Below are 23,515 nucleotides of genomic sequence, written 5' to 3'. Positions count from 1 at the left end.
TAAGTAAGATTTTGGCGGGTTTATATTTTGGTTTATTCCGCCGATGTATTTAAAGGGACAGACAAGGATCGAGAGCCCGATAAATTACGCAAATATAAGTGCTAGGCAGCTAGATTGGGGGAGCCAGAAATGAGTGGAAAAGCATTTAACCGAGAAAGTATTTTCGGTGCATGGATGGGCCGGGCCAAACGAGCAGCAGCGATTATGGTATTAGCTACAGTGTGCATACCTTGGTCTTCAGGCGTTCACGCTGCCGCTGCCCAAGAGGATATTCGTGTAGTGATTTTTGCGGATCTAGGTAGCAAATATAAAGCGACAGTCCCCGCTGTAACCTTGAAATCATCAGGAGGTCTGAGTGTTGGACAGAACAGTGGAGGCAGCTTTCAAACTTGGATGGGACTGCCAGACAGTACAGCTCGTTTTAGTGTAGACAGCTATCGGGTGAAGGTACTTGAAGGAAATGAAGCAGCGGCGATAAAAGCGGCGCAAGCCCTGCAAAAGACTAATGATAAACCTACGGTTTTTATCGGTTCAAAAAATGGTAGCTCTGTGTATCAAGTGTACGCGGGAATATATGCTAGTGAACAGTCTGCGCAGGCTGCTGTACAGCGGATTTCCTCGGCAACCGGAGCGCAGGCCGAGGTGAAGGGAAACAAGCATTGGTCCACTGGAAGCTACGGAAGCGAGCAGGAAGCTAATCTCGTTCGAACGACAATTGCTGCGGCGGGCTTTGATGCTTTTACTGTGATTCAATCAAGAGGTCAGTATGCTGTGTGGGTTGGAGAAGAAAGTAATGACAGCAAGCTGTTGGCTTTGAAAACTGAGTTGGAGAGCAAGCAACCGAGACTCACGTTGTCTAAAGTTAATGCTACTCAAGCCGGCCTCATTATAAGACAGGAAGCAGGAGTCACGACCGGCTCGCAGGTGATGTCTCATTACATGCTAAGTGGTTCTGATAATAGCAAGGTAATTGTCAACGGCGGTAATAATGGAGTACAAGTGATGGAAAGATCACAGCGTACATATCGTGGCGAGATGGAGGTTGGCATGACGTCAGGCCAGCTGGCGCTTGTGAACGAAGTCCCTTTGGAGCAGTATTTGTATTCCGTGGTAGGAGCAGAGGTCTATTCCTCATGGCCAGATGAAGCGCTCAAGGCTCAAGCGGTAGCGGCTCGTAGCTATGCGCTTGCCCAAGGCAATCGGTTTCAGATCGGCAATGTGGTAGATGGCACGTTAAGCCAGGCTTACAACGGGAAGAGCTCGGAACATGCCAATGTCAATGAGGCTGTAGATGCAACAGCTGGTGAAGTCATTAAAAGTGGCGGCAAAGTGGTCGAAGCTGTATTTTCATCTAATGCGGGCGGTGTGACAGCAGATGCTTCTGAGGTGTGGAACAGTGGTGGCGAAGCCTTTGCTAGCGTAGACAGCTCGGGGGATACTTCGGCGCAAAAAGGAGCACAGGAATGGTATCATGTACTTCTCTCCAGTGGCAAGACAGGGTATATTCGTGAGGATAATGCTAAGGAACTGGAGGGTGTCACAGAAGCGGGGTTAGACAAAATCACCGTCACTGCGGAAAATACAAATGTGCGTCCTATTCCCCAAATTCAATCGACGGTTACACCAATAGCCAAGGCGCAGCCGGGTGAAGAGATCATTGTATTAGAAAAGGTGCCTCAGTCCGGAGACTATGCATGGGTGAGGGGGCCCTTTACGTCAGCTCAGCTTGCTAAATCCCTGCAAGGAAAAGTAACGGGTACAGTGCCTTCCTCTATTAATCACCTCGATGTCACCAAACGTGGTCCATCAGGGCGAGTGTTGGAGGTTGAAGCGAACGGATCCCCTTTGAAAGTGAAGTATCCGGATATGTTTCGCTCAGCAATGGGCGGACTCCCGAGCACACTGTTTGATATTGCGAGTACCGGAAGTTATACTGTATTAGGCGCTGATGGGGCTACTTCTCATGTAAGTGGTACACAAGGCACTCAAATCCTGTCCGCATCTGGCAGCAGTACTTCAAGTGGTAACGGGGTGATCGTCATGAATGAAGATCGTCATGCACGAGTCATTGACAAAACACAAAGCTTTATTTTTACAGGTAAAGGAAATGGTCATGGTTTGGGCTTATCCCAATGGGGTGCCAATGGTTTGGCCGAGCAGGGGTATGATTACAAGAAAATTTTGCAACACTATTATAAAAATGTGGATATAGTTAAGGACTGACCAATATATGAACGTAAACGACTACGATTTTGAACTGCCTGAAACATTAATTGCACAGACGCCTTTGCTTGATCGGAGCGCTTCCAGATTACTGACATTAAACAAAAATAACGGTGAAGTGGGCCATCATACGTTTTCGGATATTGTGCAGTATCTCCAACCAGGGGATACGTTGGTATTAAACGATACGAGAGTGATTCCTGCACGCTTGTTTGGCATCAAGGAAGACACGGGAGCTAAGGCTGAGGTTTTGTTGCTTAAGCAACTGCAAGGGGACCGATGGGAAGCATTGGTGAAACCTGGTAAAAAGCTGAAAAAGGGTGCTGTTATCGTTTTCGGTGATGAGCTGAAAGCAGTAATTGAGGAAGAAGGAGATATGGGCGGCAGGGTACTGTCATTTTCATATGACGGTATTTTCCAGGAGATATTGGACCGCTTGGGCCAAATGCCGCTTCCGCCGTATATCAAGGAACAACTGGATGACCGCGAGCGCTATCAGACCGTTTATGCTCGGCATGAAGGTTCGGCTGCGGCTCCAACGGCAGGGCTGCACTTTACAGAAGAATTGCTGGACCAGATTAAAAAGAAGGGCGTTACCGTTGCCTTTATCACACTTCATGTTGGCTTAGGGACGTTCAGACCGATGTCTGTGGATACGATTGAAGAGCATGTAATGCATGAAGAATACTATTCATTGTCACAGGAAACAGCCGATGTGCTCAATGAAACCAAGGCGCGCGGTGGAAGAGTCGTGGCGGTGGGGACGACCAGTTGCCGGACGCTGGAGACGGTGGGTAATAAATTTGGTGATGGAGTATTAGAGGCCAGTAGTGGCTGGACACAGATTTTTATTTATCCAGGCTATGAATTCCGTGTGGTGGATGCGATGATTACGAATTTTCATTTGCCCAAATCCACCTTGGTTATGCTGGTCAGCGCACTGGCGGGCAGGGAGAATATTATGCATGCTTACCAGGAGGCGATTGACCGACAATATCGGTTTTTCAGCTTCGGGGATGCAATGTTCATTTATTAATTAAGGATGGTAGAGAAAATATGGCACCAGCAATAAGATACGAACATATCAAAACCTGCAAGCAATCGGGAGCCCGTCTCGGGCGTGTACACACTCCTCACGGAGTTATTGAGACACCAACCTTTATGCCTGTGGGAACTCAAGCGACTGTTAAAACGATGAGTCCTGAGGAACTGAAAGCGATGGATGCTCAAATTATTTTGAGTAACACGTACCATTTGTTTCTTCGTCCTGGCCACGATATTATTCGTGAAGCGGGTGGACTGCACAAGTTTATGAATTGGGATCGCCCTATTTTAACGGACAGCGGCGGATTCCAGGTGTTTTCTTTAAGTGAAATGCGCAAGATTTCAGAGGAGGGTGTTCATTTTCGCTCTCATTTAAATGGAGATAAGAAGTTTCTTTCACCAGAAGTGGCGATGGAAATTCAAAACTCGCTTGGCTCAGATATTATGATGGCCTTCGATGAATGTCCGCCGTTTCCGGCTGAATATGAGTATGTGAAAAAGTCACTGGAACGCACCAGCCGTTGGGCTGAGCGTTGTCTAGAGGCACACGCGCGTCCTCATGATCAAGGTCTGTTTGCCATTGTTCAGGGAGGCATGCATGAAGATCTGCGCAGGCAAAGCGCTGCGGATTTGACTTCCATGGATTTCCCGGGGTATGCTATTGGTGGACTGAGCGTAGGTGAACCGAAACATTTGATGTATGAAGTGCTCGATTATACGGTTCCTCTGCTTCCCACCAACAAGCCACGTTATTTGATGGGCGTGGGTTCGCCTGATGCTTTGATTGAAGGCTCTATCCGTGGTGTGGATATGTTCGATTGTGTACTTCCAACCCGAATTGCTCGCAACGGGACAACGATGACCAGCCAAGGTCGTCTTGTCGTTCGCAATGCCCAATATGCAAGTGATTTTGGCCCGCTCGATCCTGCTTGTGATTGTTATACCTGTCGCAATTATTCACGTGCTTACTTGCGACATTTGATTAAAGCGGATGAAACCTTCGGGCTCCGACTGACAACGTATCATAACTTGCATTTCTTAATACAATTGATGCGTAATGTCAGACAAGCGATTATGGATGACAGGCTGCTTGATTTCCGAGATGAATTTTTTGAGCAGTACGGTCTTCATGATAATGATAAAGGATTTTAAGTTTTAGGGAGAGTATACGAAAGGGGGATTTAACATGTTTCATTTTGCTACAGCCGCTGCTACACCCGGTGGAACTGGCGGACTTTTTCAAATGATCTGGCCACTGGCTCTGATGTTTGTAATCTTCTATTTCTTGCTGATTCGCCCGAATCAGAAAAAACAAAAGCAACGTCAAACGATGCTTCAAGCTTTGAAAAAGGGAGATAAAGTCATTACAATCGGAGGTCTTCACGGTACAATTATGGAGATTACGGATGATGTAGTAGTTTTGCGTGTGAATGATGTCACGAAGCTGACCTTTGACCGCAGTGCAATCAGCAACGCGATTGCAAAAGACACGGCATCTGAGGAAGTTGTTTCCAAATCGTAAAATGCTGGTGACCGTTATACAAAAACCGAGCCTTTGAGGAGGCTCGGTTTTTTGTGTTGTTTTATTACATGGGTACAAACATTTTGATTACTTGTTGAGATTAATGCCAAACATCCCACCACCTGCGCCTATGACAAACGCGAAACCTAAGTGTAACAGGTCCTTGCCGACCATGCCCGCATCCAATGCCAGAAAACCGACCAGCAGAACGATTAGTCCATACAGGATACCTGTAATACCGCCTTGATACCAGCCTTTGTTTGCTGATCTTTTACCGGCGACGAAGCCACCAGATAGCATGGCGAATGCATGGACGATGTACGTATACAATGATAAGTCCTGTTCCTGCATCTGTGTCAGCCACAAGAGTAGTGAAAGAATCAATGCGCCAAGCAGCATCCATGCAAAAGCATAGAATAAGCCGGATAAAATAGGATGGGCCAGACGAAACGAACACCAGCGGCGAATGAGCTCCATTGATAATTCCTCCTGTACCAAGGTTTGAACTATTATCATTCTATGGCCAAGCCTCGCGGCTTAGTACCAAGTCGCAAGCAGTCTTTCTCTTTATTTCAATAATTTAGCCTTTTGTTTTTTGTATGAGCCAAGTGAGGAACGGTCAGAATACGTGTACAATGAACGACTCATGTCTTATTGCAAGTACAGGGGAGGAGGCGAACATATTGAGTCACGATATTTTTGCTCATATTTTTCGGACGCTGCTCATGTATTTTATTGTATATCTGGTGATGCGCTTGATGGGTAAAAGGGAGATCGGTAAATTGTCTGTTTTCGATCTCGTCATATCCATTATGATTGCAGAAATTGCTGTATTCAGTCTGGAGGACATAAAACGTCCACTTTACGAAGGATTGATTCCTTTAGGAGTGCTGTTAATTTTGCAAATTGGGATTTCCTATTTCAGTCTGAAAAGTCGGCGACTGCGCTTACTATTTGATGGTAGGCCCAGTGTATTGTACTCTAATGGACAATTAAACAAGGACGAAATGGTGAAACAACGTTACAATTTGGATGACTTGCTGTTACAACTTCGTGAACAAAATATAGAAAGTCTGGACGAAGTTGAATATGTTATTTTGGAAACGACAGGTAAGCTAACGGTTATAGGTAAGGATGATAACGTCGGAGTGGAACACGAAAAAATGAAGCAGGAATTAAACGGAACAGATTTGGCAAACAAAGAGCTACAGGTGGATAAAGTCCATCCTTCTCCACAAATCGGTGGAAAGTTTAGATATGAGGGACTGCCTATTCCATTAATCATGGATGGTAAGGTGCTGGATCGAAATTTGGAACGAATGGATATGAACCGGTTTTGGCTTAAAAATCAAATTCAAGCGAAGGGACACAAAGATTTTAAGGATGTTTTTTTATGCTCGGTTAACCATAGAGGTGATGTGTACATTACACCACCGGCCTATGGAAAATCTTCGGATTAGATTTCTTATGCTTTAAACCATCTTCTCAGGATTGGAATGCGTGTAAGGTTGTCCCAATCAATCATTTTGATCAAGGTCATCAGGAAAAGGTACAGAATAATTCCCAAGCCTGCGGCAAAAATAAATTGGAGCCACATTTGGTCGAACATCGTTAAATGTCTGTAGGTATATAACACTGCTGCTGCCATGATGATCATGCCTATCCCGGTCTTCCAGAAATCGAGCAAACGTACGCGGAAGCGAAGTAGCCTGCTGACACTGAAGCCATGAAGGAGAGTAACAATGGCACTGTTAATACAAATGGCGATGACAGCTCCGTAGATACCGTACTGAGGTTGGGATGCAAGCCAGACGATCAGCACAATTTTGATAACGGCTCCGATAAAGGTATTTAATAAGGCACTTCCAGGACGGTCTAACGCCTGAAGTGCTGCCTGAAGCGGGGCCTGAATGTACATAAAAAGAGCAAAAGGTGCCATGAGCTTAAGCATTCCTGCAATATCGCCATTATTGTAGAGTAGCAGACACAGAGGTTCCGCCAATACATACATGATCACGGCAAATGGGGCTCCTGCAACCAAAGCGAGCCGAAGCGATTGATGTAGACGTTTGTGAATGGCTATAATATGCCCCTTAGCCGCTGCTTCGGATAACGAAGGAACGAGTGAAACAGCTAATGAACTGGTCAGAACCCCAGGTAGTAATAACACAGGAATGACCATGCCCTGCATGGCTCCATATTGTGCGGTTGCCACGCCAGTTGCAATGCCTGCTACGGCAAGGCTGCGCATGCACAAGATAGATTCGAGCAAATAGGATAAGGAACCGACAAGCCTTCCAGCAGTCACGGGAACGGATATAGACATAAGACGTGACAAAACAGATGATTGCTCGGGATAAACCTCAGAGGAGGGGCCAGGCGAATTCGGCTGAAGGATGCGATCTTTTCGCTGGTTACACACGTATTGCCATAGAAGCACAATCATGCCAATGAATTCGCCCGCCAGAGCACCGAGCATGGCACCTGCAGCAGCGTAGGCTACCCCATGGGGAAGTAACAAGTAAGCAAACCAAATGACACAAAAAATGCGCATAACGGTCTCGGCAATCGAGGAACTAGCGGAAGGAATCATATTTTGCTTTCCCTGAAAATAGCCCCTATAAGCTGAAGAAACAGCTACAATGACAATCATTGGGCTCATGCTCACGAATGTATAATACACGCGGCTGTCGGTCAGAAGATGGCTTGTGATCCAAGGCGCGAACACAAGACAGAGCACCATGGCGATCAGACTGAGTGTAATGGTTAAGCGCAGGCTGGTGTGCAAAATACGCCGCGACATTTCGGGCTGTCCCGCCGTTTCGGCTTCGGCTACTAGCTTGGCTACCGCAAGAGGGATTCCCCCTGTAATAAGCGTCACCAGAACGATAAAAAAGGGATACCCCTGTTGGTACAAGCCAACTCCTTCGGGGCCGATGATACGCGGGAGTGCGATTCGGGGAATAAAACCTAGTATCCGGTTGATAATTCCTGCTGCCAATAAAATAATTGCTCCATGGATGAATGTCTGCTTTTTCAATCGCAACTCCCTCTTCCCCAAAATGTAATTCTGCGTCTATACATTACTTTAGAAGATATGCTGGACCTGTCCATCTTCATGACAAGCTTTTCCGTTCAGAAACAAAGTGATTTAGACAACAAGAGGGAGAGTGGTGAATTCTGCTATTGACGAGCGAAATGATTGCATATATTGTTGATTTAAGGCTATTTTCAACGAGAAGAAGGGTTTTCCAGGATCAGGACAGAAATGTTCTACAAAGCAGTCAATAACCCCGCTAATTGCTGATCTGCGGAACCGGTAGTCGCTGGGAGGAGGAACGGCCATCGTGGGTATGGAAGAGCTGGATGAGCAGGATTGGGATGACGCAATTGAGATGCTTTGTCAAAGTAAGGCGGACGAGTTGATTCTCGTAGGCTATGAGCATGTCACAAGTAAGGACGTGTGGAATTGCGTCAGCCATAAATATGAAAAGGAGGGTATTCCTCCGCTGCACAAGCTCGTTAACGATATACTTTCCCTTAAAGCGACGAGCTTTATGAACTATTTGACTATGTCCGCATTACGGGGCTCCACTTTCGAATAGAAGGGGGTCTTTTTTTGCGTTCAAATTGACTGCTTTTTGAGGGGTAGCTATAATAGGAATATTGAGAATGAAAGGGGAACATGGGACGGAATGAAGAGAATTCTAAGTTTCATCGTGGTCGTGCTCATAACTACTGGTGTTATGATCGGGACAAGCCCGGGCCTACTGAACAGTTTAAAATTAGGCCTCGATTTAAAGGGAGGCTTTGAAATTTTATATGAAGCCCAGCCTTTGGAAGCCGGGCAGAGTGTAACCAGACAGTCTCTTATACAAACAGCTCAAAGTCTGGAGAGACGGATTAATGCGCTCGGTACGACTGAGCCGGAAGTAACAACAGAGGGGAGCAACCGTATTCGCGTGCGGCTTGCTGGTGTCACTAATGAGGCAGAAGTTCGCTCCATGCTGAAAAAGCCTGCAGAATTAACGTTTCGCAGTGCAACGGCAGCAGATGCTAAGAAGCCAGGTCAATACAGCAAAATTGAGCTCCGCGGTAATGATTTTGTGGAGAATGGCGCTGTTGTAGGCTATGATCAGCTGAATCAACCTGAGATTAGTATCAAAGTCAAGGACAAAGCTAAATTTGCAGAAATCACAAAGCGGCTTCTGAATAAAGAATTAGCTATTTTCCTTGATCAGGAATTGCTGTCTGCACCCACAGTGCGTGGGGAATTAACGGACGGTAGCGCGTCAATCACAGGTAGCTACACTCGTGATGAAGCGAATAAACTGGCGGATACGATTAATCTGGGTGCCCTTCCGCTCAAACTGACGGAAAAATATTCTCAGAGTGTAGGTGCTACGCTGGGTCAATTGTCACTGGATCAGACGATTCGTGCTGGATTGATCGGCTCGATCATTATTCTGGTATTTATGATTGCAATGTTCCGTGTACCGGGATTAGTGGCCAGTTTCTGTCTCATCGTTCATACCTGGGTAGTGCTTGCGATTTTCTACTTGGGTGGATTTGTACTCACACTCCCAGGTATCGCCGCCTTTGTGCTCGGGATCGGGATGGCGGTCGATGCCAACATCATTACGTATGAACGGATTAAAGAAGAAATCAAGTCAGGCAAAACGATTCGTTCTTCTGTCATTGCAGGTAGTAAGGCTTCGTTCCGTACCGTTATGGATGCCAATGTTACGACAATTATAGCGGCAGCGGTTATGTTTGGTCTGGGAACAGGCTCCGTTCGAGGATTCGCTTTGGTGCTCATCGTTGATATTGTCACCAGTATTTTGACGAATATCTTCTTCTCCCGCTTCTTACTCAATCTGCTGGTTAAAGCGGATGCTGTGAAGAAGGCCAAGTATTTTGGTGTGAAGGAGAGTGATATCAGTGCGCTTTAATTGGAACTTGAAATATATTAAGATGAGCAAGTGGTTTTACACGTTCTCGATTATTATCACACTGCTTGGTATTCTAAGCTTGTCAATATTCGGCTTGAATTACGGGGTAGACTTTCGTTCCGGTTCCAATGTGGATGTCAATTTGACTAAGGTTGTTACACAGGAACAGATCCAAACTTTGCTGGACAAGCAGAAAATCGGTAAAGAGGTAGATTATACACCGGGGAAAGAGCGTTTCGGCATTCGCTTCTCACAGGTGTTGACGGATCAGCAAGTGAATGATTTTAAGATTTCTTTTAATAAACAGCTGGATCCGAAGGCTTCGTTTGAGGTCAATACAGTGGATACGGAAATGGCACAAGAACTGGAGCAGAATGCAATATGGGCGATTTTGCTAGCATGTGTAGCCATAGCGGTCTATATTTCGATCCGGTTTGAATGGCGGTTTGCCATTGCAGCCATCGTTTCGTTGTTGCATGATGCCTTCCTCGTTATCAGTATTTTCTCGCTTTTCCGGCTTGAGGTGGATTTGACCTTTATTACGGCAATTCTGACGATTGTTGGTTTCTCCATTAATGACACCGTCGTTATTTTTGACCGTATTCGGGAAAATCTACGATTTGCGAAGAAGAAGTCCAGGGACGACTTAGAGCAGGTAGTTGATCACAGTATTGCGCAGACAATGACTCGGTCACTTGCAACCGTGTTTACGGTGTTTATTGCCTCCGTATGTTTGTTCATATTTGGCGGCGAATCGATCCGTATGTTCTCACTTGCAATGGTCATTGGTTTGTTGTTTGGTGCTTATTCCTCCATTTTCATTGCCAGCCCGCTGTGGGTGGCATTGAAAGGAAAACAAAAATCTCCGACAGCTGGCGGGGGCGCGGCCAAAACTGCAAAGTCTTAAGTTACGCAAATACCAGTAGTATAAATTAAAGAGAAAGCCGCGTCTGCTTGGGCGCGGTTTTCTAAGGTTTTAAGATTTACCTTAAGTAAGGCTCAGTAGTGGCACTTAAATGTGAATGGTTTTTGATTTTGAGAAATTCGGTTATTTTAGATTGAGCTTTATTGGGAAAGGGTTAGTTCAGGATTGAGGGGGAAACGTTGTGAATAGCGAACGCAGCCGATCATTGGAAACTGCGGCGTTGAGCGGGATTGTAGGTAATCTCGCGCTGGCTGTTCTAAAGGGAGCCGTCGGTTATGCGGCAAACAGCAAGGCGTTGTTGGGAGATGCACTGCACACGGCTGCAGATAGTGCTTCCCGTTTGCAGGAGCTTCTGTGTTCCAAGGGTGCTACAGGGCACGGAATGCTGGCACGGTTGCGAAACGGTGAAAAGGTTCGAACGGTCATATCTGTGGTACTGGCTATTTTAGTGCTGATGAGCGGTCTTCAGCTAGCTATCTCGGCTGTTCGTTCATTAAGCAGTTCGGAACCGCAGGCACCCGGTCTGTATGCATTAATTACCGTATTTATTGCGTTGGTATTGAGAGAAGCGCTATTTCAGTTTCAATATCGCTACTCGATTAAACATGGTCATAAAGAGGAAGCAGATCGGTACGCAAACCATGAACGTTACTCGCTGTATGCATCGTTGATTGCATTGATTGGCATGATCGGCGCAATGACTGGCGAAGCAATGGAATGGCCTGCATTATTATATCTTGATCCAACCGCAGCTTTGCTCGTAGCCTGTCTGGTGCTGCGTAAAGGATATTTGATGGTAATGAATACCGCTTACCAGGTTCCTGCGCAGCCCTTGCAGGAGGAAGACTCCCGACGCTTTATGGAGACGATTCAACGGGTGTATGGTATTGTAACGGTTGAACACTTACATGCCCAGGAAACAGGGCATTTCATAACAGTGGATGTAACGATAAGTGTGAACCCGCGGATTACGGTACAGGAAGCGCAGGAAATCGCCGATCGAGCCAAAAATTTACTGTTAGCCCGTTTTCCACAGGTGACCCATGTACAAATGCAGTTCATTTCTTATCAAGCCGGATATCCATACAAATCCAATCATGAACTGCCAGATAATGATGTGTCGTCGTTGCTTCAATAGGGCAGGACGACTATGAAAGAAAGGTGAATAGGATTGCTTCATTCGCAGTACAGATGGAAGACCCCAGAGGCTAACCTGGAAGCGGCTCAGCTGTTGACAGGGGAACTGGGGATTTCACCATTGTTGTCCCGGCTTTTAGTGAACCGGGGCGTCACTACCGCCGGGGAAGCAAACCGCTTTTTGTACGGAAGTGTGGACGATGTACACGACCCTTTTTTGCTTCTTGGTATGGAAGAGGCTGTGCCGAGAATTCGTCAGGCTCTGGAACGTGGCGAGCATATATTAATCTATGGAGATTATGATGCGGACGGCGTATCCAGTACATCATTGATGATTCAGCTCATGCGTTTTCTAAAGGCTTCCTATGATATTTATATTCCTCATCGTTCTAACGAGGGATATGGTCTGCATAACCATGCCCTTGATTGGGCACATCAGCAGGGAGTTACACTGGTCATTACGGTAGATACGGGAATTAGTGCAGTAGAGCAAATTGCTTATGCAACTTCCTTGGGGATAGACGTTATTGTGACGGACCATCATGAGCCGCCTGCAGTACTTCCCGAGGCATATACTTTGATTAATCCGAAGCTCCCCGGTTGCCCATACCCATTTAAAGGTCTTGCAGGTGTTGGTGTTGCCCTGAAGCTCGCTCAGGCGCTGTTGGGTGAAGTGCCGGAGGAATGGTTTGAAATCGCCGCTATCGGCACGGTAGCCGATCTGATGCCACTACATGGTGAAAATCGGACGATGGTACGCAGAGGGATTCAATCCATGAGAAACTCTGCTTTTCCGGGGATTCGTGCGTTGCTCCATGTAGCGGGCGTAGATATATCTACAGTGACTTCAGTCAACATCGCATTTGCCTTGGCTCCGCGGATTAATGCCAGCGGGCGCCTGGATCATGCGGGACGAGCCGTTTCTCTGCTGACGACAGAAAAAGAGGAAGAAGCAGACCAACTTGCGCATGCGCTGGACCTGCTCAATCGTGAGCGTCAACAGGTGGTCGAACGTATTGTGGAGCAAGCCGAGCAACAATTGGCATCCAAACTGAACGGAGGCAAGCTACCGTCAGTTATTGTATTGGCTGGTGAAGGCTGGAATGTCGGCGTTGTCGGAATTGTGGCATCCAAGCTGTTGGATCGCTATTATCGACCGACCATTATTCTGGGTATAGATGCTGAGACAGGTATGTGCAAAGGTTCCGCCCGTTCTGTTCCTGCATTGGATATTTACAGTGCTCTTACGGACAGCCATGAGCTTATGGAGCATTTTGGTGGTCATCCTTCGGCAGCGGGTATGACGCTGTCCTGTGATAATCTGGAATTGTTTGAAGAGCAGCTGAACCGCTATGCGGGTTCCATTTTGACACCAGACGATCTCATTCCTGTAGCTGAGGCTGATATGGTCTGTCGTTTGGACGAGGTATCTTTGCAAGTGGTTGAAGAACTGGAGTTGCTTCAGCCTTTTGGTATGGGGAATCCATCTCCACGATTCGTATTACAGGGTCTGCAATTGCGTGAGGCTCGTAAAATGGGACGTGAGAAAAATCATGTGAAGCTCCTGCTGGAGCAGAACGGTTTATCGCTGGACGCGATTGCCTTCCGTCGTGGCGATTTGGCTGATTTTTTACAGCAAGAAACGGAGATAGATCTGCTGGGTGAATTGTCAATTAACGAATGGAACGGTAAAAGGTCTCTCCAGCTCATGATGCAGGACATTCGAGTGCAGGCGCCGCAAATTTTTGATTATCGTGGAGTGTCGGACCCTTTTGCCGAATTAGAGCGGGGACTGAAGATCTTTCATCCACGCATAGAGGAAAGAAAGAAAGACGTTGCGGTGTTGATCCACCCTTCTTCTAGGCTTCGTCCATCGAGCTCCGTGGACACTGAATCCTTATGGCTATACGATAAAGACGGCAGTGTTATTCCCAGTGATGGTCAAAGAGATGCACAGCACTCTGTGAAGTCGTTATTCGTACTGGAGCCACCGGATACACCGGATCAGTTTCAGGCATTATGGTCTACCTTTGAAAATGTAGAAAACGTATTTCTCCTTCATTCGGTCAGTGAGCGTGGCGGTCGTCTCGTAAGCCCAGACAGAGAGCTGTTCAAGCGCATTTACGTTGTGCTTTCCCGATTGGGAACACAGCCTATTGATGAAAAGGCAATGCTGCCTGCTCTTAGCCGACAGTGTTCCTGTTCAGTACGCATGTTATCCAAAGTATTGGACATCTTCGAAGAGCTTGAGTTTATGACGCGTACAGATGGCCAATTCCGTTTTGTATCCAATCCGCCCAAGCGGGATTTAACTGCTTCTCCGCGCTATCAGGAATTATATAATATGGCTGAAATGGAGCGGTATTTGCTGGATGCGGACACCACCCAGATGACGAGCTGGATTATGTCGCTTATGAAGGGTGCGTCTTGAGATACTATTTCGTAATTTATGTTGTAAAATGTATATACTAATTTGAAGTTTACAGTAGGAGGAACTAAGTTGGACTACAAAGAATATATTCGGGTGATTTCCGATTTTCCACAACCAGGGATTAGTTTTAAAGACATTACAACCCTAATGAAAAATGGTGAACTGTACCGCAAGGCTATCAACGATATGAAGGAATTGGTATCGGATTTAAAAATTGATTTGATTGCAGGTCCAGAAGCACGCGGATTCGTTATCGGTGCGCCTCTGGCTTATGCGCTTGGCGTTGGTTTTATTCCGATCCGCAAAAGTGGCAAGCTCCCTGGGGAAACCATTGAGGAAGCATACGGTTTGGAGTATGGTAAAGATACGCTGGCGATGCATAAGGATGCTATAGAGCCAGGCCAAAATGTTTTGATTGCTGATGACCTGCTTGCTACAGGTGGTACTATTGCTACATCCGTGAACTTGGTACGCCAGCTTGGTGGCAATGTGGCAGGGGCTGCTTTTCTTATCGAGCTGTCTGATCTAAACGGTCGGGCGAAGCTGCCTGACGTAGATGTATTCACCCTGATTACGTATTAAGTATTTCGAAACCTGGGTTTCCCGGGAAATAATTATGTATGGATTGCCTAAATAGTCCGATGGAACATCTCTTTATCTAAAGAGTTGCTCCATCGGGCTATTTTGTTTAGAAGCGTTTTAGGTGTGACTTTGTTTGATTGGTGCAAATTACCACTGTTTTTATTGGGAATAGTTATAAAAAATTTAAAATAAATGTCGATAAATAATTAAAAAGGAGCAGAGGTGGTCATATTGGGTTTATTTCGATTTAAGAGTTTACAGGCACGGACATTTTCTACCTTGATTCCGCTTGTACTTATAACGCTGATTTTAATCAGCTTTTTGTCTTATTTTTTTGCCAAGCAGAAGCTAGATACGGAAATAAGCCAAAATGCTGCTCATTCCTTGTCGAGGGTTAAAACGGATATTGCAGCTAACGTAGATCGTCATGCTTTACTTGTTTCGATGCTGACTAAGAGTGCGGAACAACTGGGAGCAGGAATGAACATTGAGGGTTATGGACGTTTTTTTGAACAAGAGTTGGCTTTAAATGATATGTCATACGGGTTGGGCATTTATTTTGCTAAAGGTGCGTATGATCCGGGAGTGACTTACCGTTCCATATATGTGCATAGAGATGGCCAGCTAGTGAAGCAAACGGTTGAATATGATGATCCACAATATGACTACTTAACACAGCCATGGTATACAGAAGCCGTGGAACGTGGTAAGGAAATAAATTTTACGGAGCCTTTTTACGATAGCAGACTGAAAGTCAATATGATTACTGCAGGGAAAGCATTTTATGACAGGGAAGGGAAGCTGTTAGGTGTCATTACTGGCGACCTGAATATGACAAACATTCAAACGTTTATTGAAAAAATGAAGTTTGGTGCTAACGGTAGTGCGATCTTGATGGATAAGAATGGAGCCATTTTGTCATCCGGTCTTCCGTCCTTAAAAGCAGGCGAGCCGTTAACAAAAACGATGAATGCGGAAGCAGCACAATCTATTCAAAGTGGTACGTCCGGACAACTATCCGTACCCATTGATAGTGAGGACTACCGGATAATGTACGAAACACTCCCACAAACCGGATGGAAAATCGGCGTATTACTGCCAGAATCCGATTTGAACCGCTCTGCGAACGAAATGCTTAAACTTCTTCTTATTGTTAGTGTTATAGGCATCTTGCTAATTATGGGAGCGTTATTAATTAACAATTCAGGTATGATCAAAGAGATTAAAAAAATTATGCAGATAACCAATCGTATGGCTCATGGGGATTACAGCGTTGAACTAACACAACAACGTAAGGATGAATTTGGCCAAATGGCTGACGGGATCAATAAGGTGATTGCGGCAACCAGAGGAATGGCATCACGTTTGAGCGAAGAGTCAGATGTTATCTCAGGCGTATCTATAAAAATTTCCCAAGAGATTTCTGGGGCTACTAAAGATGCGCAGCATAATGCAGGAGAACTGGCACAGGTGAAGGAAGGAGCCGAGCTTCAATTGGTCGCAGCAGCAGAGAGTGCGACTGCGATGGAAGAAATGGCTGTTGGCATACAGCGTATTGCTGAATCTATCCAGCATGTATCCGAGGCTACCACTGAGATTGAACATAAGGCACAACAAGGAAATGAACGGTTGACCGTGGTCAACCAAGGAATGCATAAAGCGAAAATATCTATGGATGAGGCAGGCAGGGTAGTAAGCTCATTGAATGAGCGGTCCGCCCAAATTGGCAGCATAATTGGAATGATTCAGGAAATTAGTGGGCAGACCAAGTTGCTATCACTGAATGCTTCCATTGAAGCCGCACGTGCAGGGGAGCATGGCCGAGGGTTCGCTGTGGTGGCTTCAGAAATCGGCAAGCTGGCTGTAAACGTGAGCGAGTCTGCGGAACAAATTACGAGTCGAATCCGATCCATGCAGGAAGAAACCAAATTAGCTTTGGAAGGAATGCAGCAGGGTGCTCTGGAGATGGATGAAGGAGTATCTATTTTACTTGAGGTGGAAGAACGTTTTATTGCGATGAATCAAGATATTCAGCAGGTGGCGATAGAAGTGCAGGAGGTTTCATCTGCCTCAGAAGAAATGTCGGCAGGTTCAGAGGAAGTTGCAGCCTCTATTGGATATCTTGCAGACATTGCGAAAGCTTCAGCTAAACGTACAGAGCAAGCCTCGGAACGATCCGAACGGCAGCTTAAGGATCTGGAAGGTATGGACAGCTCTGTCAAGACACTTACAGGTGTCTCTGATACGCTTAATCAGGTCGTATCTCGCTTTCGTGTGTGATATCTTTAGAAAAAAAGGCCGTGCATAAAAAAACGCCGCTCCATTGAGATATGGATCTTTACACGCTTGTCTATACAGCCTGAGCGTGTTGATCCATAACTAACATGGAGCGGCCTTTTAAAGTTGAAAAAAAGATATCAATCTGGTGTTTTCTCGGTTAAAGGTTCCTGTGATTTATCGTTGGACCAGCCGAGCACGTCAATCAGCTTGAAGAACAAGCTGAGGATGATGCCGATGATTGTAGCCAATGCCATACCTTTCAAGGTTACAGCGCCCCAAGTGAGCGTAGTACCACTGATTCCGACAACAAGCACGATGGTCGCAAGCAGCATGTTAGTTGGCTTGGCGAAATCAACCTTTTGCTCAACGAAGATTCTTAGACCGGAGGCAGCGATGACACCGAATAATAGTAAGGATACGCCACCCATAACTGGAGCTGGAATATTAGAAACAATCGCTGAGAACGTGCCTGAAAAGGACAGCAGGATGGCAATGATAGCCGCTCCGCCAATAACCCATACAGAGTACACTTTAGTTAATGCCATGACACCAATATTTTCACCATAAGTCGTATTAGGCGTAGAACCGACAAAACCCGAAATGACGGTGGAAATACCGTTACCCAGCAGAGAGCGGTGGAGACCAGGATCTTTGGACAACTCACGCCCGACAATGTTGCTAGTCACAAGTAAGTGACCAATATGCTCTACGATGACGACCAGAGCAACAGGAAGAATCGTCAGCATAGCAGAGGTATTAAAAACTGGAGTGGTAATTGCAGGATGTCCGAAAAGAGGAGCGTCTGCGATGGCCTGTGTATTGACCATGCCCATAAAATAAGCAAGCACATAGCCCACTACGATACCGATCAGAATATGAATGATTTTGGCAAACCCACGAAACAACACCGCACCCAGAACAGTAACCCCGAGTGTAACGAGCGAAAGAGTAATCGTTTTGGGATCTGGAGTCCAAGCTTTAGTAGGATCGGCATTGATAATGCCTGCCATGCCTGCTGCAACCGGAACCAGCTCCAGACCGATTAAGGCTACGATGGAGCCCATAACAGCTGGAGGAAATACGACGTCCAGCCAACGGGTTCCGGCATATTTGATCACCAGTGCGACGAGGCAGAAAATAATACCTGTAATGATGAAAGCACCGAGGGCCATAGCATAGCCGTTGCCGCCGGGATTGTTTTTAAGCACAAGACTGACGGGAGCGATAAAAGCGAAGCTGGAGCCGAGATAGGCGGGAATTTTGCCACGGCAGATCCAGATGTACAACAATGTGCCAATACCGTTCATTAGCAAAATCATACCGGGATCGACGCCGAAAATATTCGGCACCAGCACAGTGCTGCCAAACATGGCAAACAAATGCTGTACGCTGAGCAGGAAACCAGGTCCTGCCGGTAGCTTTTCATTAACTTGAATTTCGCGTTGCAACGCAGTTCACTCCTTAGTTCTTTCAATTATTCTTATATACATTAATTACTTTTCGTAATTTTTTCAATATAATTCGTTTCAATTCGTCAACATTCCTCATTTTACTTATCCATGTGTGACAGAATAATGCTACAATGCCAAACCTGTAATAGTTGACGTGTGACGTGCTAACCGTCATAATTGTAGGAAATCACTTTTAAAAGGGAACCTTTGCGCGACATTGATCGGCGGGTTCCATTTTGCATAGAAAGGACACGGAATAGAGCAGAATGGGGATAGAGCAATTACTTAAAAAGGCCGGGGCCTATACCAGAGAAGCAGATCTTATCCGCATCAGGGACGCCTATGATTTTGCCGAACAGGCCCATTCCGGCCAGACTCGTAAGTCCGGTGAACCTTATATTCTGCATCCGCTTGCGGTTGCTGATATCGTCGTTAATATGCAGATGGATACCATCTCCATTATCGCCGCTCTTTTACATGACGTTGTGGAGGATACGACGGTGTCTTTGGCGCAGATTCGCGAGCATTTTGGCGATACATGTGCGATGCTTGTCGATGGTCTGACGAAACTGGAGCGTATCCAGTTCCGTTCCAAGGAAGAACAACAGAACGAAAATTATCGAAAAATGTTTATTGCTATGGCGCAGGACATTCGTGTCATTGTCATTAAGTTAGCAGATCGTCTGCACAACATGCGTACCTTGAAATATCAGTCAGAGGAAAGCCAGCGTCGGATTGCTTATGAAACGTTAGAGATTTTCTGTCCGGTTGCAAACCGACTGGGTATTTCAGCCATTAAGTGGGAAATGGAAGATATTGCTCTGCGCTATCTGAATCCTCAGCAGTATTATCGCATTGCTAATTTGATGCATAAGAAGCGGGCAGAGCGGGAGCAGTTTATTGATAATGTCATACAGCGTATCAGAGAAAAGCTGGAAGAGATGGGCATTCAGGCTGATCTGTCCGGACGCCCTAAACATATTTACAGTGTGTTTAAAAAAATGACGACGAAGAACAAGCAGTTCAATGAAATATATGATTTGCTGGCGATTCGAATTATTGTGGATAACATTAAAGACTGTTACGCCACACTGGGGATTATCCATACGTTGTGGAAGCCGATGCCGGGGCGGTTTAAGGATTATATCGCTATGCCTAAGGCCAATATGTATCAGTCCCTTCATACGACAGTAGTAGGTCCTAACGGGGAGCCTACCGAGGTGCAAATTCGCACAGTGGATATGCATCGTACCGCTGAATTCGGGATTGCGGCCCATTGGGCCTATAAAGAAGGCAACGGAGCAAACAACACTAACTTTGAGGATAAAATCACCTTTTTTCGAGAAATCCTGGAGCTGCAAAATGAAGCGAAGGATGCGTCGGAATTTGTGGAATCGCTCAAAATGGACTTTTTCTCAGACCTTGTGTTTGTGTTTACTCCTAAGGGAGAGGTCATTGAGTTGCCAGCCGGATCCGTTCCGCTGGACTTTGCTTTCCGTATTCATACCGAAGTTGGCAATCGAACGATTGGCTCTAAGGTAAATGGAAGAATCGTACCTTTGGATTATCGGCTTAAAACTGGGGATATTGTCGAAATTATGACGTCCAAACATTCTTATGGACCTAGTCAGGACTGGCTCAAAATTGCTCAGTCCTCTCACGCGCGCAGTAAAATCAAACAATGGTTCAAGAAAGAAAAGCGTGAGGAGAATGTTGAAAAAGGCCGTGAAAATCTGGAACGTGAGCTAAGAAAACGCGATATCGAGCCATCGGTGTGGATGAGCGACGACAAGCTTCAGGAAGTGGCGCAGAAGTTCTCTTTTAACGATTCCGAAGATATGCTGTCTGCGATTGGTTTTGGTGGTATAACCGCAGCGCAGGTCTGTACACGTTTGACAGAGAAGCTGCGTAAGGAACAAGAAGAGGCACGGTTGATCGAATTGACGACCGAGGTCAAGGAGTACAAGCCGCAGGGCGAACGGAAAAAAACACCGACCAACGGTGTCAGCGTCAGAGGCGTCGATAATTTACTCGTTCGTTTTGCACGATGTTGTAATCCCGTACCGGGAGATGACATCATTGGCTATGTAACACGTGGACGCGGCGTATCCGTTCACCGGACGGATTGCCCGAATATTCCTTCGGGTACGGGCGAAGACCAGGCGCGTGTGATTGAAGTAGAGTGGGAAGAAGCAGCGGAAGTCAATTACAGTGTCGATATTGAGATTACGGGCCATGATCGCAACGGTTTGCTGAATGAAGTGCTTCAGGCCATTTCTGAGAACAAAACCAGCTTCTCGGCCGTTACAGGTCGTACAGATAAAAATAAAATGGCGATGATTCACATCACGATTCTCATTCGCAACACGGATCATTTGCATTCTGTTGTCGAACGGATTAAACGGGTGAAGGATGTATACACTGTGCATCGGATTATGCAATAATCTTATGAAGCGTACAGATAGGTTTATAGCCTTTGTAACATATCTTGGGTAGAAAGACCCATAGGCTGCTAAAAGAGCCGTAGTACGGCTGTGAGCACCTTTTAAAAGGGAAGGTTAAAGGAGATATCGGATAGTCGATGAAGATCATTATTCAGCGCTGTAAAGACGCTCAGGTAACGGTGAATCAAAAGGTGGTTGGCAAGATTGGAACCGGATTAATGCTGCTGGTTGGTATTGGTCAGGGAGATACAGCAGCCGATGCCGTTTATTTGGCGGATAAAACGGCGGGATTACGTATATTTGATGATGCTGAAGGCAAAATGAATGACAGCGTTCTGGATGTCGGTGGAGCCATTTTGTCTGTCTCTCAATTTACGTTGTATGGTGACTGCCGTAAAGGAAGAAGGCCTAACTTTATGGGGGCGGCCAAACCTGAGGAAGCGGAGAAGCTGTATGATTTCTTCAACAGTCAGCTTCGAGCCAAGGGCCTGAAGGTAGAAACGGGAATTTTTGGGGCTATGATGGATGTTTCATTGACGAACTGGGGCCCAGTCACACTGATTTTGGATAGCGAACGTTCGTGACTATACATTCACGGCGTGGTCTGAGTAGAATAAAATAGCTGTTCAGAGGGACCATAATGTCATCCCGATTGGTGATTAGCCAGGCGGATAGCCTAAGGGTGACAGGAGAGACGAAGTTATGCGTCAAACCCCAAAAATGGACGGGCATCGAAGCACTATGCTGCTTTTTCCCGGTAGTATGCAGGAGGCAATCAGCCTTACTCGTAATGCTGATACGTTATTACAGCATGTTGCAACAGCCATAGACAAGCCAGGACGCGGCGCTTTGCCGCGCAGGTAACATTGGGTTAAATGGAGCGTTAATAAGGTGCCACCCGAAAGTAGCATAAAGTGGCCAAAAATAAAATATGTAGCATTGAATTAGTGGAGGAGCCGAAAGGCTCCTTTTTCTTTTCCGCCGCTGCGAATTGTTATAAAAACAGATCAAGCGGGTAATAACAAATCGTGGTAGAAAAATAAGCTTAATTTTAAACTTGTATCAGGGATAACCGGAAAGGAGATCTGAATATTCATGAGTAAAATTGCATTTTTATTGGCTGACCAATTTGAAGATTCCGAAATGAAGGTACCTTATGATGAATTAAAAAAGGCTGGACATGAGGCGGATATTGTTGGGCTGAAGCAAGGTGAGAAAGTGAGCGGTAAGCAAGGTAAAGCAAGCTATACTATTGAAAAAGCCATTGCAGATGTGAAATCAAGTGATTATGATGCAGTTGTTATTCCTGGTGGATCATCTCCGGAAAATCTCCGTTTGGATGCAAATGTTCTGAAATTTGTAACTGAAATTAATGAGTCCAAAAAAACGATTGGCGCTATCTGTCACGGGCCACAAATTTTGGCGAGTGCCGATTTGTTACAAGGCCGGACGATTACAGCTTATCCTCCATTGAAAGATGACTTGATTAATGCGGGTGCTTATTTTGAGGATCGAGAGGCGGTTGTGGACGGTAACTTTATTACGTCTCGGACCCCTAAGGATGAGCCCGCTTTTGTGCGTGAGTTGTTAAAGGCATTGTAATTTCCGTGAATGCTTCCTAGATTTATGCCAGTACAATTCCCTAACGAGGAGGATTTGATATGGCTAAACAGATTCAGGCTTATTTTCGCACAGAAGATGAAGCTGAGGGCGCTAGAGCTTCGCTTCAGGCTTATAGAACTGAACATTTGGAAGTAGGTGCTCTGGATGAGACGCTCGGTCGGGAGACGAGGGTTTTAATTCCGTTGGTCCCTTATAACAATACTGGCTCTGTGAGCACAGGAGGCTCAGCGGGTGCGGCAATCCCTGCGGCGGGTGCTTATGGCAAGAATATTTTACCAGATGTGAAGGATGGCCAGATTAACTCTGGCTCAGCCCAAAGGGATCTGGATGAAGATCGGAGCGGAACAACGAATCATGACGGAGGGTTGCTCCGTGCAACAGATGTGTATATTAACGGTGATCAAGATGAATTACGGTATGTATTATCTGCAAAGGTGAATGATGCCGATTATGATGAGGTCATTTATAAGCTGCGTTCCAATCGTGGATATGTATCGCAGTTGGATTAAAGTTGAGAGCACGGCACAAGATTGTCGATACTTGAGAATTTAGCTACAAAAGAGTGACTGTAATACAATTGTAATATTCGAAACATCATTCCTTAATATTAGCAGTTTATAATAACAGCATGACCCCCTTTTGATATATCTTTTTGAGCCTGCGGACCGTTTCCGCAGGCTATTTTCTTTTTTAGGACTTATTTGTACAGTAAGTTGCTATGAGGCTAACGATACAGGATACAAAAAAAGTGAAAGATTATTTAATTTGACACTGACTGTCTTTTTGTATAAAGTGTAAAAAGATACTAAGTCCCGAAATAATAAAAATATAAACAATAAATATACCCATTTCCAATTACGGGACCGAAATATTACAACTGAAAAAGTTAGGAAGTGTCAAA

Annotated in this window: 20 protein-coding genes; 17 read left to right on the top strand and 3 right to left on the bottom strand. The window is 45.7% G+C overall.

Annotated elements, in window-relative coordinates; all coding sequences use genetic code 11:
• Positions 1 to 129: 129 nt before the first annotated feature.
• From MLD56_RS19365 to yajC, 4 genes are read left to right on the top strand one after another with little or no spacing between them, the layout of a single operon-like run.
• Positions 130 to 2,223, top strand: coding sequence for a SpoIID/LytB domain-containing protein (locus MLD56_RS19365; RefSeq protein ID WP_029514799.1), 2,094 nt, complete (start codon positions 130 to 132; stop codon positions 2,221 to 2,223).
• 7 nt (positions 2,224 to 2,230) lie between these two features.
• Positions 2,231 to 3,259, top strand: a complete 1,029-nt coding sequence (gene queA / locus MLD56_RS19360; protein WP_029514801.1) for a tRNA preQ1(34) S-adenosylmethionine ribosyltransferase-isomerase QueA — start codon at positions 2,231 to 2,233, stop codon at positions 3,257 to 3,259.
• A gap of 20 nt (positions 3,260 to 3,279) precedes the next feature.
• Positions 3,280 to 4,419, top strand: coding sequence for a tRNA guanosine(34) transglycosylase Tgt (tgt, locus tag MLD56_RS19355; protein WP_029514803.1), 1,140 nt, complete (start codon positions 3,280 to 3,282; stop codon positions 4,417 to 4,419).
• Between the two features lie 34 nt (positions 4,420 to 4,453).
• Complete coding sequence (yajC, locus tag MLD56_RS19350) at positions 4,454 to 4,789, top strand: preprotein translocase subunit YajC (RefSeq protein ID WP_029514804.1); 336 nt, start codon at positions 4,454 to 4,456, stop codon at positions 4,787 to 4,789.
• Between the two features lie 87 nt (positions 4,790 to 4,876).
• On the opposite strand, the gene MLD56_RS19345 is transcribed toward yajC, so the two are convergent.
• The gene (locus MLD56_RS19345) at positions 4,877 to 5,266 is read right to left on the bottom strand and encodes a TIGR04086 family membrane protein (RefSeq protein WP_029514806.1); all 390 of its coding nucleotides are present in this window, start codon (positions 5,264 to 5,266) and stop codon (positions 4,877 to 4,879) included.
• 206 nt (positions 5,267 to 5,472) lie between these two features.
• Here MLD56_RS19345 and MLD56_RS19340 point away from each other — a divergent pair, with 206 nt between their 5' ends.
• Positions 5,473 to 6,249, top strand: a complete 777-nt coding sequence (locus MLD56_RS19340) for a YetF domain-containing protein (protein WP_029514807.1) — start codon at positions 5,473 to 5,475, stop codon at positions 6,247 to 6,249.
• Between the two features lie 5 nt (positions 6,250 to 6,254).
• On the opposite strand, the gene spoVB is transcribed toward MLD56_RS19340, so the two are convergent.
• The gene (gene spoVB, locus MLD56_RS19335) at positions 6,255 to 7,829 is read right to left on the bottom strand and encodes a stage V sporulation protein B (protein ID WP_029514809.1); all 1,575 of its coding nucleotides are present in this window, start codon (positions 7,827 to 7,829) and stop codon (positions 6,255 to 6,257) included.
• Between the two features lie 307 nt (positions 7,830 to 8,136).
• Between spoVB and MLD56_RS19330 the strand changes: the two genes are divergently transcribed.
• The 7 genes from MLD56_RS19330 to MLD56_RS19300 all read left to right on the top strand — a co-directional run bounded on the left by MLD56_RS19330 (position 8,137) and on the right by MLD56_RS19300 (position 17,096).
• Entirely contained in the window at positions 8,137 to 8,394 is a 258-nt protein-coding gene (locus MLD56_RS19330) for a post-transcriptional regulator (RefSeq protein WP_013311570.1), read from the top strand.
• Between the two features lie 90 nt (positions 8,395 to 8,484).
• On the top strand, positions 8,485 to 9,741 hold the full coding sequence (gene secD, locus MLD56_RS19325) for a protein translocase subunit SecD (protein WP_039275022.1): 1,257 nt from the start codon (positions 8,485 to 8,487) through the stop codon (positions 9,739 to 9,741).
• Positions 9,731 to 10,648: a protein translocase subunit SecF gene (gene secF / locus MLD56_RS19320; protein ID WP_049816863.1), complete on the top strand. Its 918-nt coding sequence runs from the start codon at positions 9,731 to 9,733 to the stop codon at positions 10,646 to 10,648. The genes secD and secF overlap by 11 nt, the downstream gene beginning before the upstream one ends.
• 199 nt (positions 10,649 to 10,847) lie before the next feature.
• Positions 10,848 to 11,804 carry a cation diffusion facilitator family transporter gene (locus MLD56_RS19315; RefSeq protein WP_029514810.1) on the top strand — a complete coding sequence of 319 codons (957 nt, stop codon included), beginning with the start codon at positions 10,848 to 10,850 and terminating at the stop codon, positions 11,802 to 11,804.
• 33 nt (positions 11,805 to 11,837) lie between these two features.
• Positions 11,838 to 14,234, top strand: a complete 2,397-nt coding sequence (gene recJ / locus MLD56_RS19310) for a single-stranded-DNA-specific exonuclease RecJ (RefSeq protein WP_029514812.1) — start codon at positions 11,838 to 11,840, stop codon at positions 14,232 to 14,234.
• A 69-nt stretch (positions 14,235 to 14,303) separates the two neighbouring features.
• Positions 14,304 to 14,816 carry an adenine phosphoribosyltransferase gene (locus tag MLD56_RS19305; protein WP_029514814.1) on the top strand — a complete coding sequence of 171 codons (513 nt, stop codon included), beginning with the start codon at positions 14,304 to 14,306 and terminating at the stop codon, positions 14,814 to 14,816.
• Between the two features lie 222 nt (positions 14,817 to 15,038).
• Entirely contained in the window at positions 15,039 to 17,096 is a 2,058-nt protein-coding gene (locus MLD56_RS19300; protein ID WP_239645112.1) for a methyl-accepting chemotaxis protein, read from the top strand.
• A gap of 137 nt (positions 17,097 to 17,233) precedes the next feature.
• Here MLD56_RS19300 and uraA read toward each other — a convergent pair whose 3' ends face one another.
• Entirely contained in the window at positions 17,234 to 18,544 is a 1,311-nt protein-coding gene (gene uraA, locus MLD56_RS19295; protein WP_029514818.1) for a uracil permease, read from the bottom strand.
• Positions 18,545 to 18,813: 269 nt separating this feature from the next.
• Here uraA and MLD56_RS19290 point away from each other — a divergent pair, with 269 nt between their 5' ends.
• From MLD56_RS19290 to MLD56_RS19270, 5 genes are all read left to right on the top strand, one after another.
• The gene (locus tag MLD56_RS19290; protein ID WP_025720225.1) at positions 18,814 to 20,991 is read left to right on the top strand and encodes a RelA/SpoT family protein; all 2,178 of its coding nucleotides are present in this window, start codon (positions 18,814 to 18,816) and stop codon (positions 20,989 to 20,991) included.
• 137 nt (positions 20,992 to 21,128) lie between these two features.
• Positions 21,129 to 21,575: a D-aminoacyl-tRNA deacylase gene (dtd, locus tag MLD56_RS19285; RefSeq protein WP_029514820.1), complete on the top strand. Its 447-nt coding sequence runs from the start codon at positions 21,129 to 21,131 to the stop codon at positions 21,573 to 21,575.
• 118 nt (positions 21,576 to 21,693) lie between these two features.
• A complete protein-coding gene (locus MLD56_RS19280) occupies positions 21,694 to 21,855 on the top strand; it encodes a hypothetical protein (protein WP_165150826.1) in 162 nt (53 codons plus the stop codon).
• A gap of 231 nt (positions 21,856 to 22,086) precedes the next feature.
• Positions 22,087 to 22,593, top strand: a complete 507-nt coding sequence (locus MLD56_RS19275; RefSeq protein ID WP_029514821.1) for a type 1 glutamine amidotransferase domain-containing protein — start codon at positions 22,087 to 22,089, stop codon at positions 22,591 to 22,593.
• Between the two features lie 59 nt (positions 22,594 to 22,652).
• Positions 22,653 to 23,123: a hypothetical protein gene (locus tag MLD56_RS19270; protein WP_029514823.1), complete on the top strand. Its 471-nt coding sequence runs from the start codon at positions 22,653 to 22,655 to the stop codon at positions 23,121 to 23,123.
• Positions 23,124 to 23,515: the final 392 nt, after the last annotated feature.

The organism is Paenibacillus peoriae, assembly GCF_022531965.1.
Classification (GTDB): Bacteria; Bacillota; Bacilli; order Paenibacillales; family Paenibacillaceae; genus Paenibacillus; species Paenibacillus polymyxa_D.
This window is presented reverse-complemented; position numbering and strand designations above follow the sequence as displayed.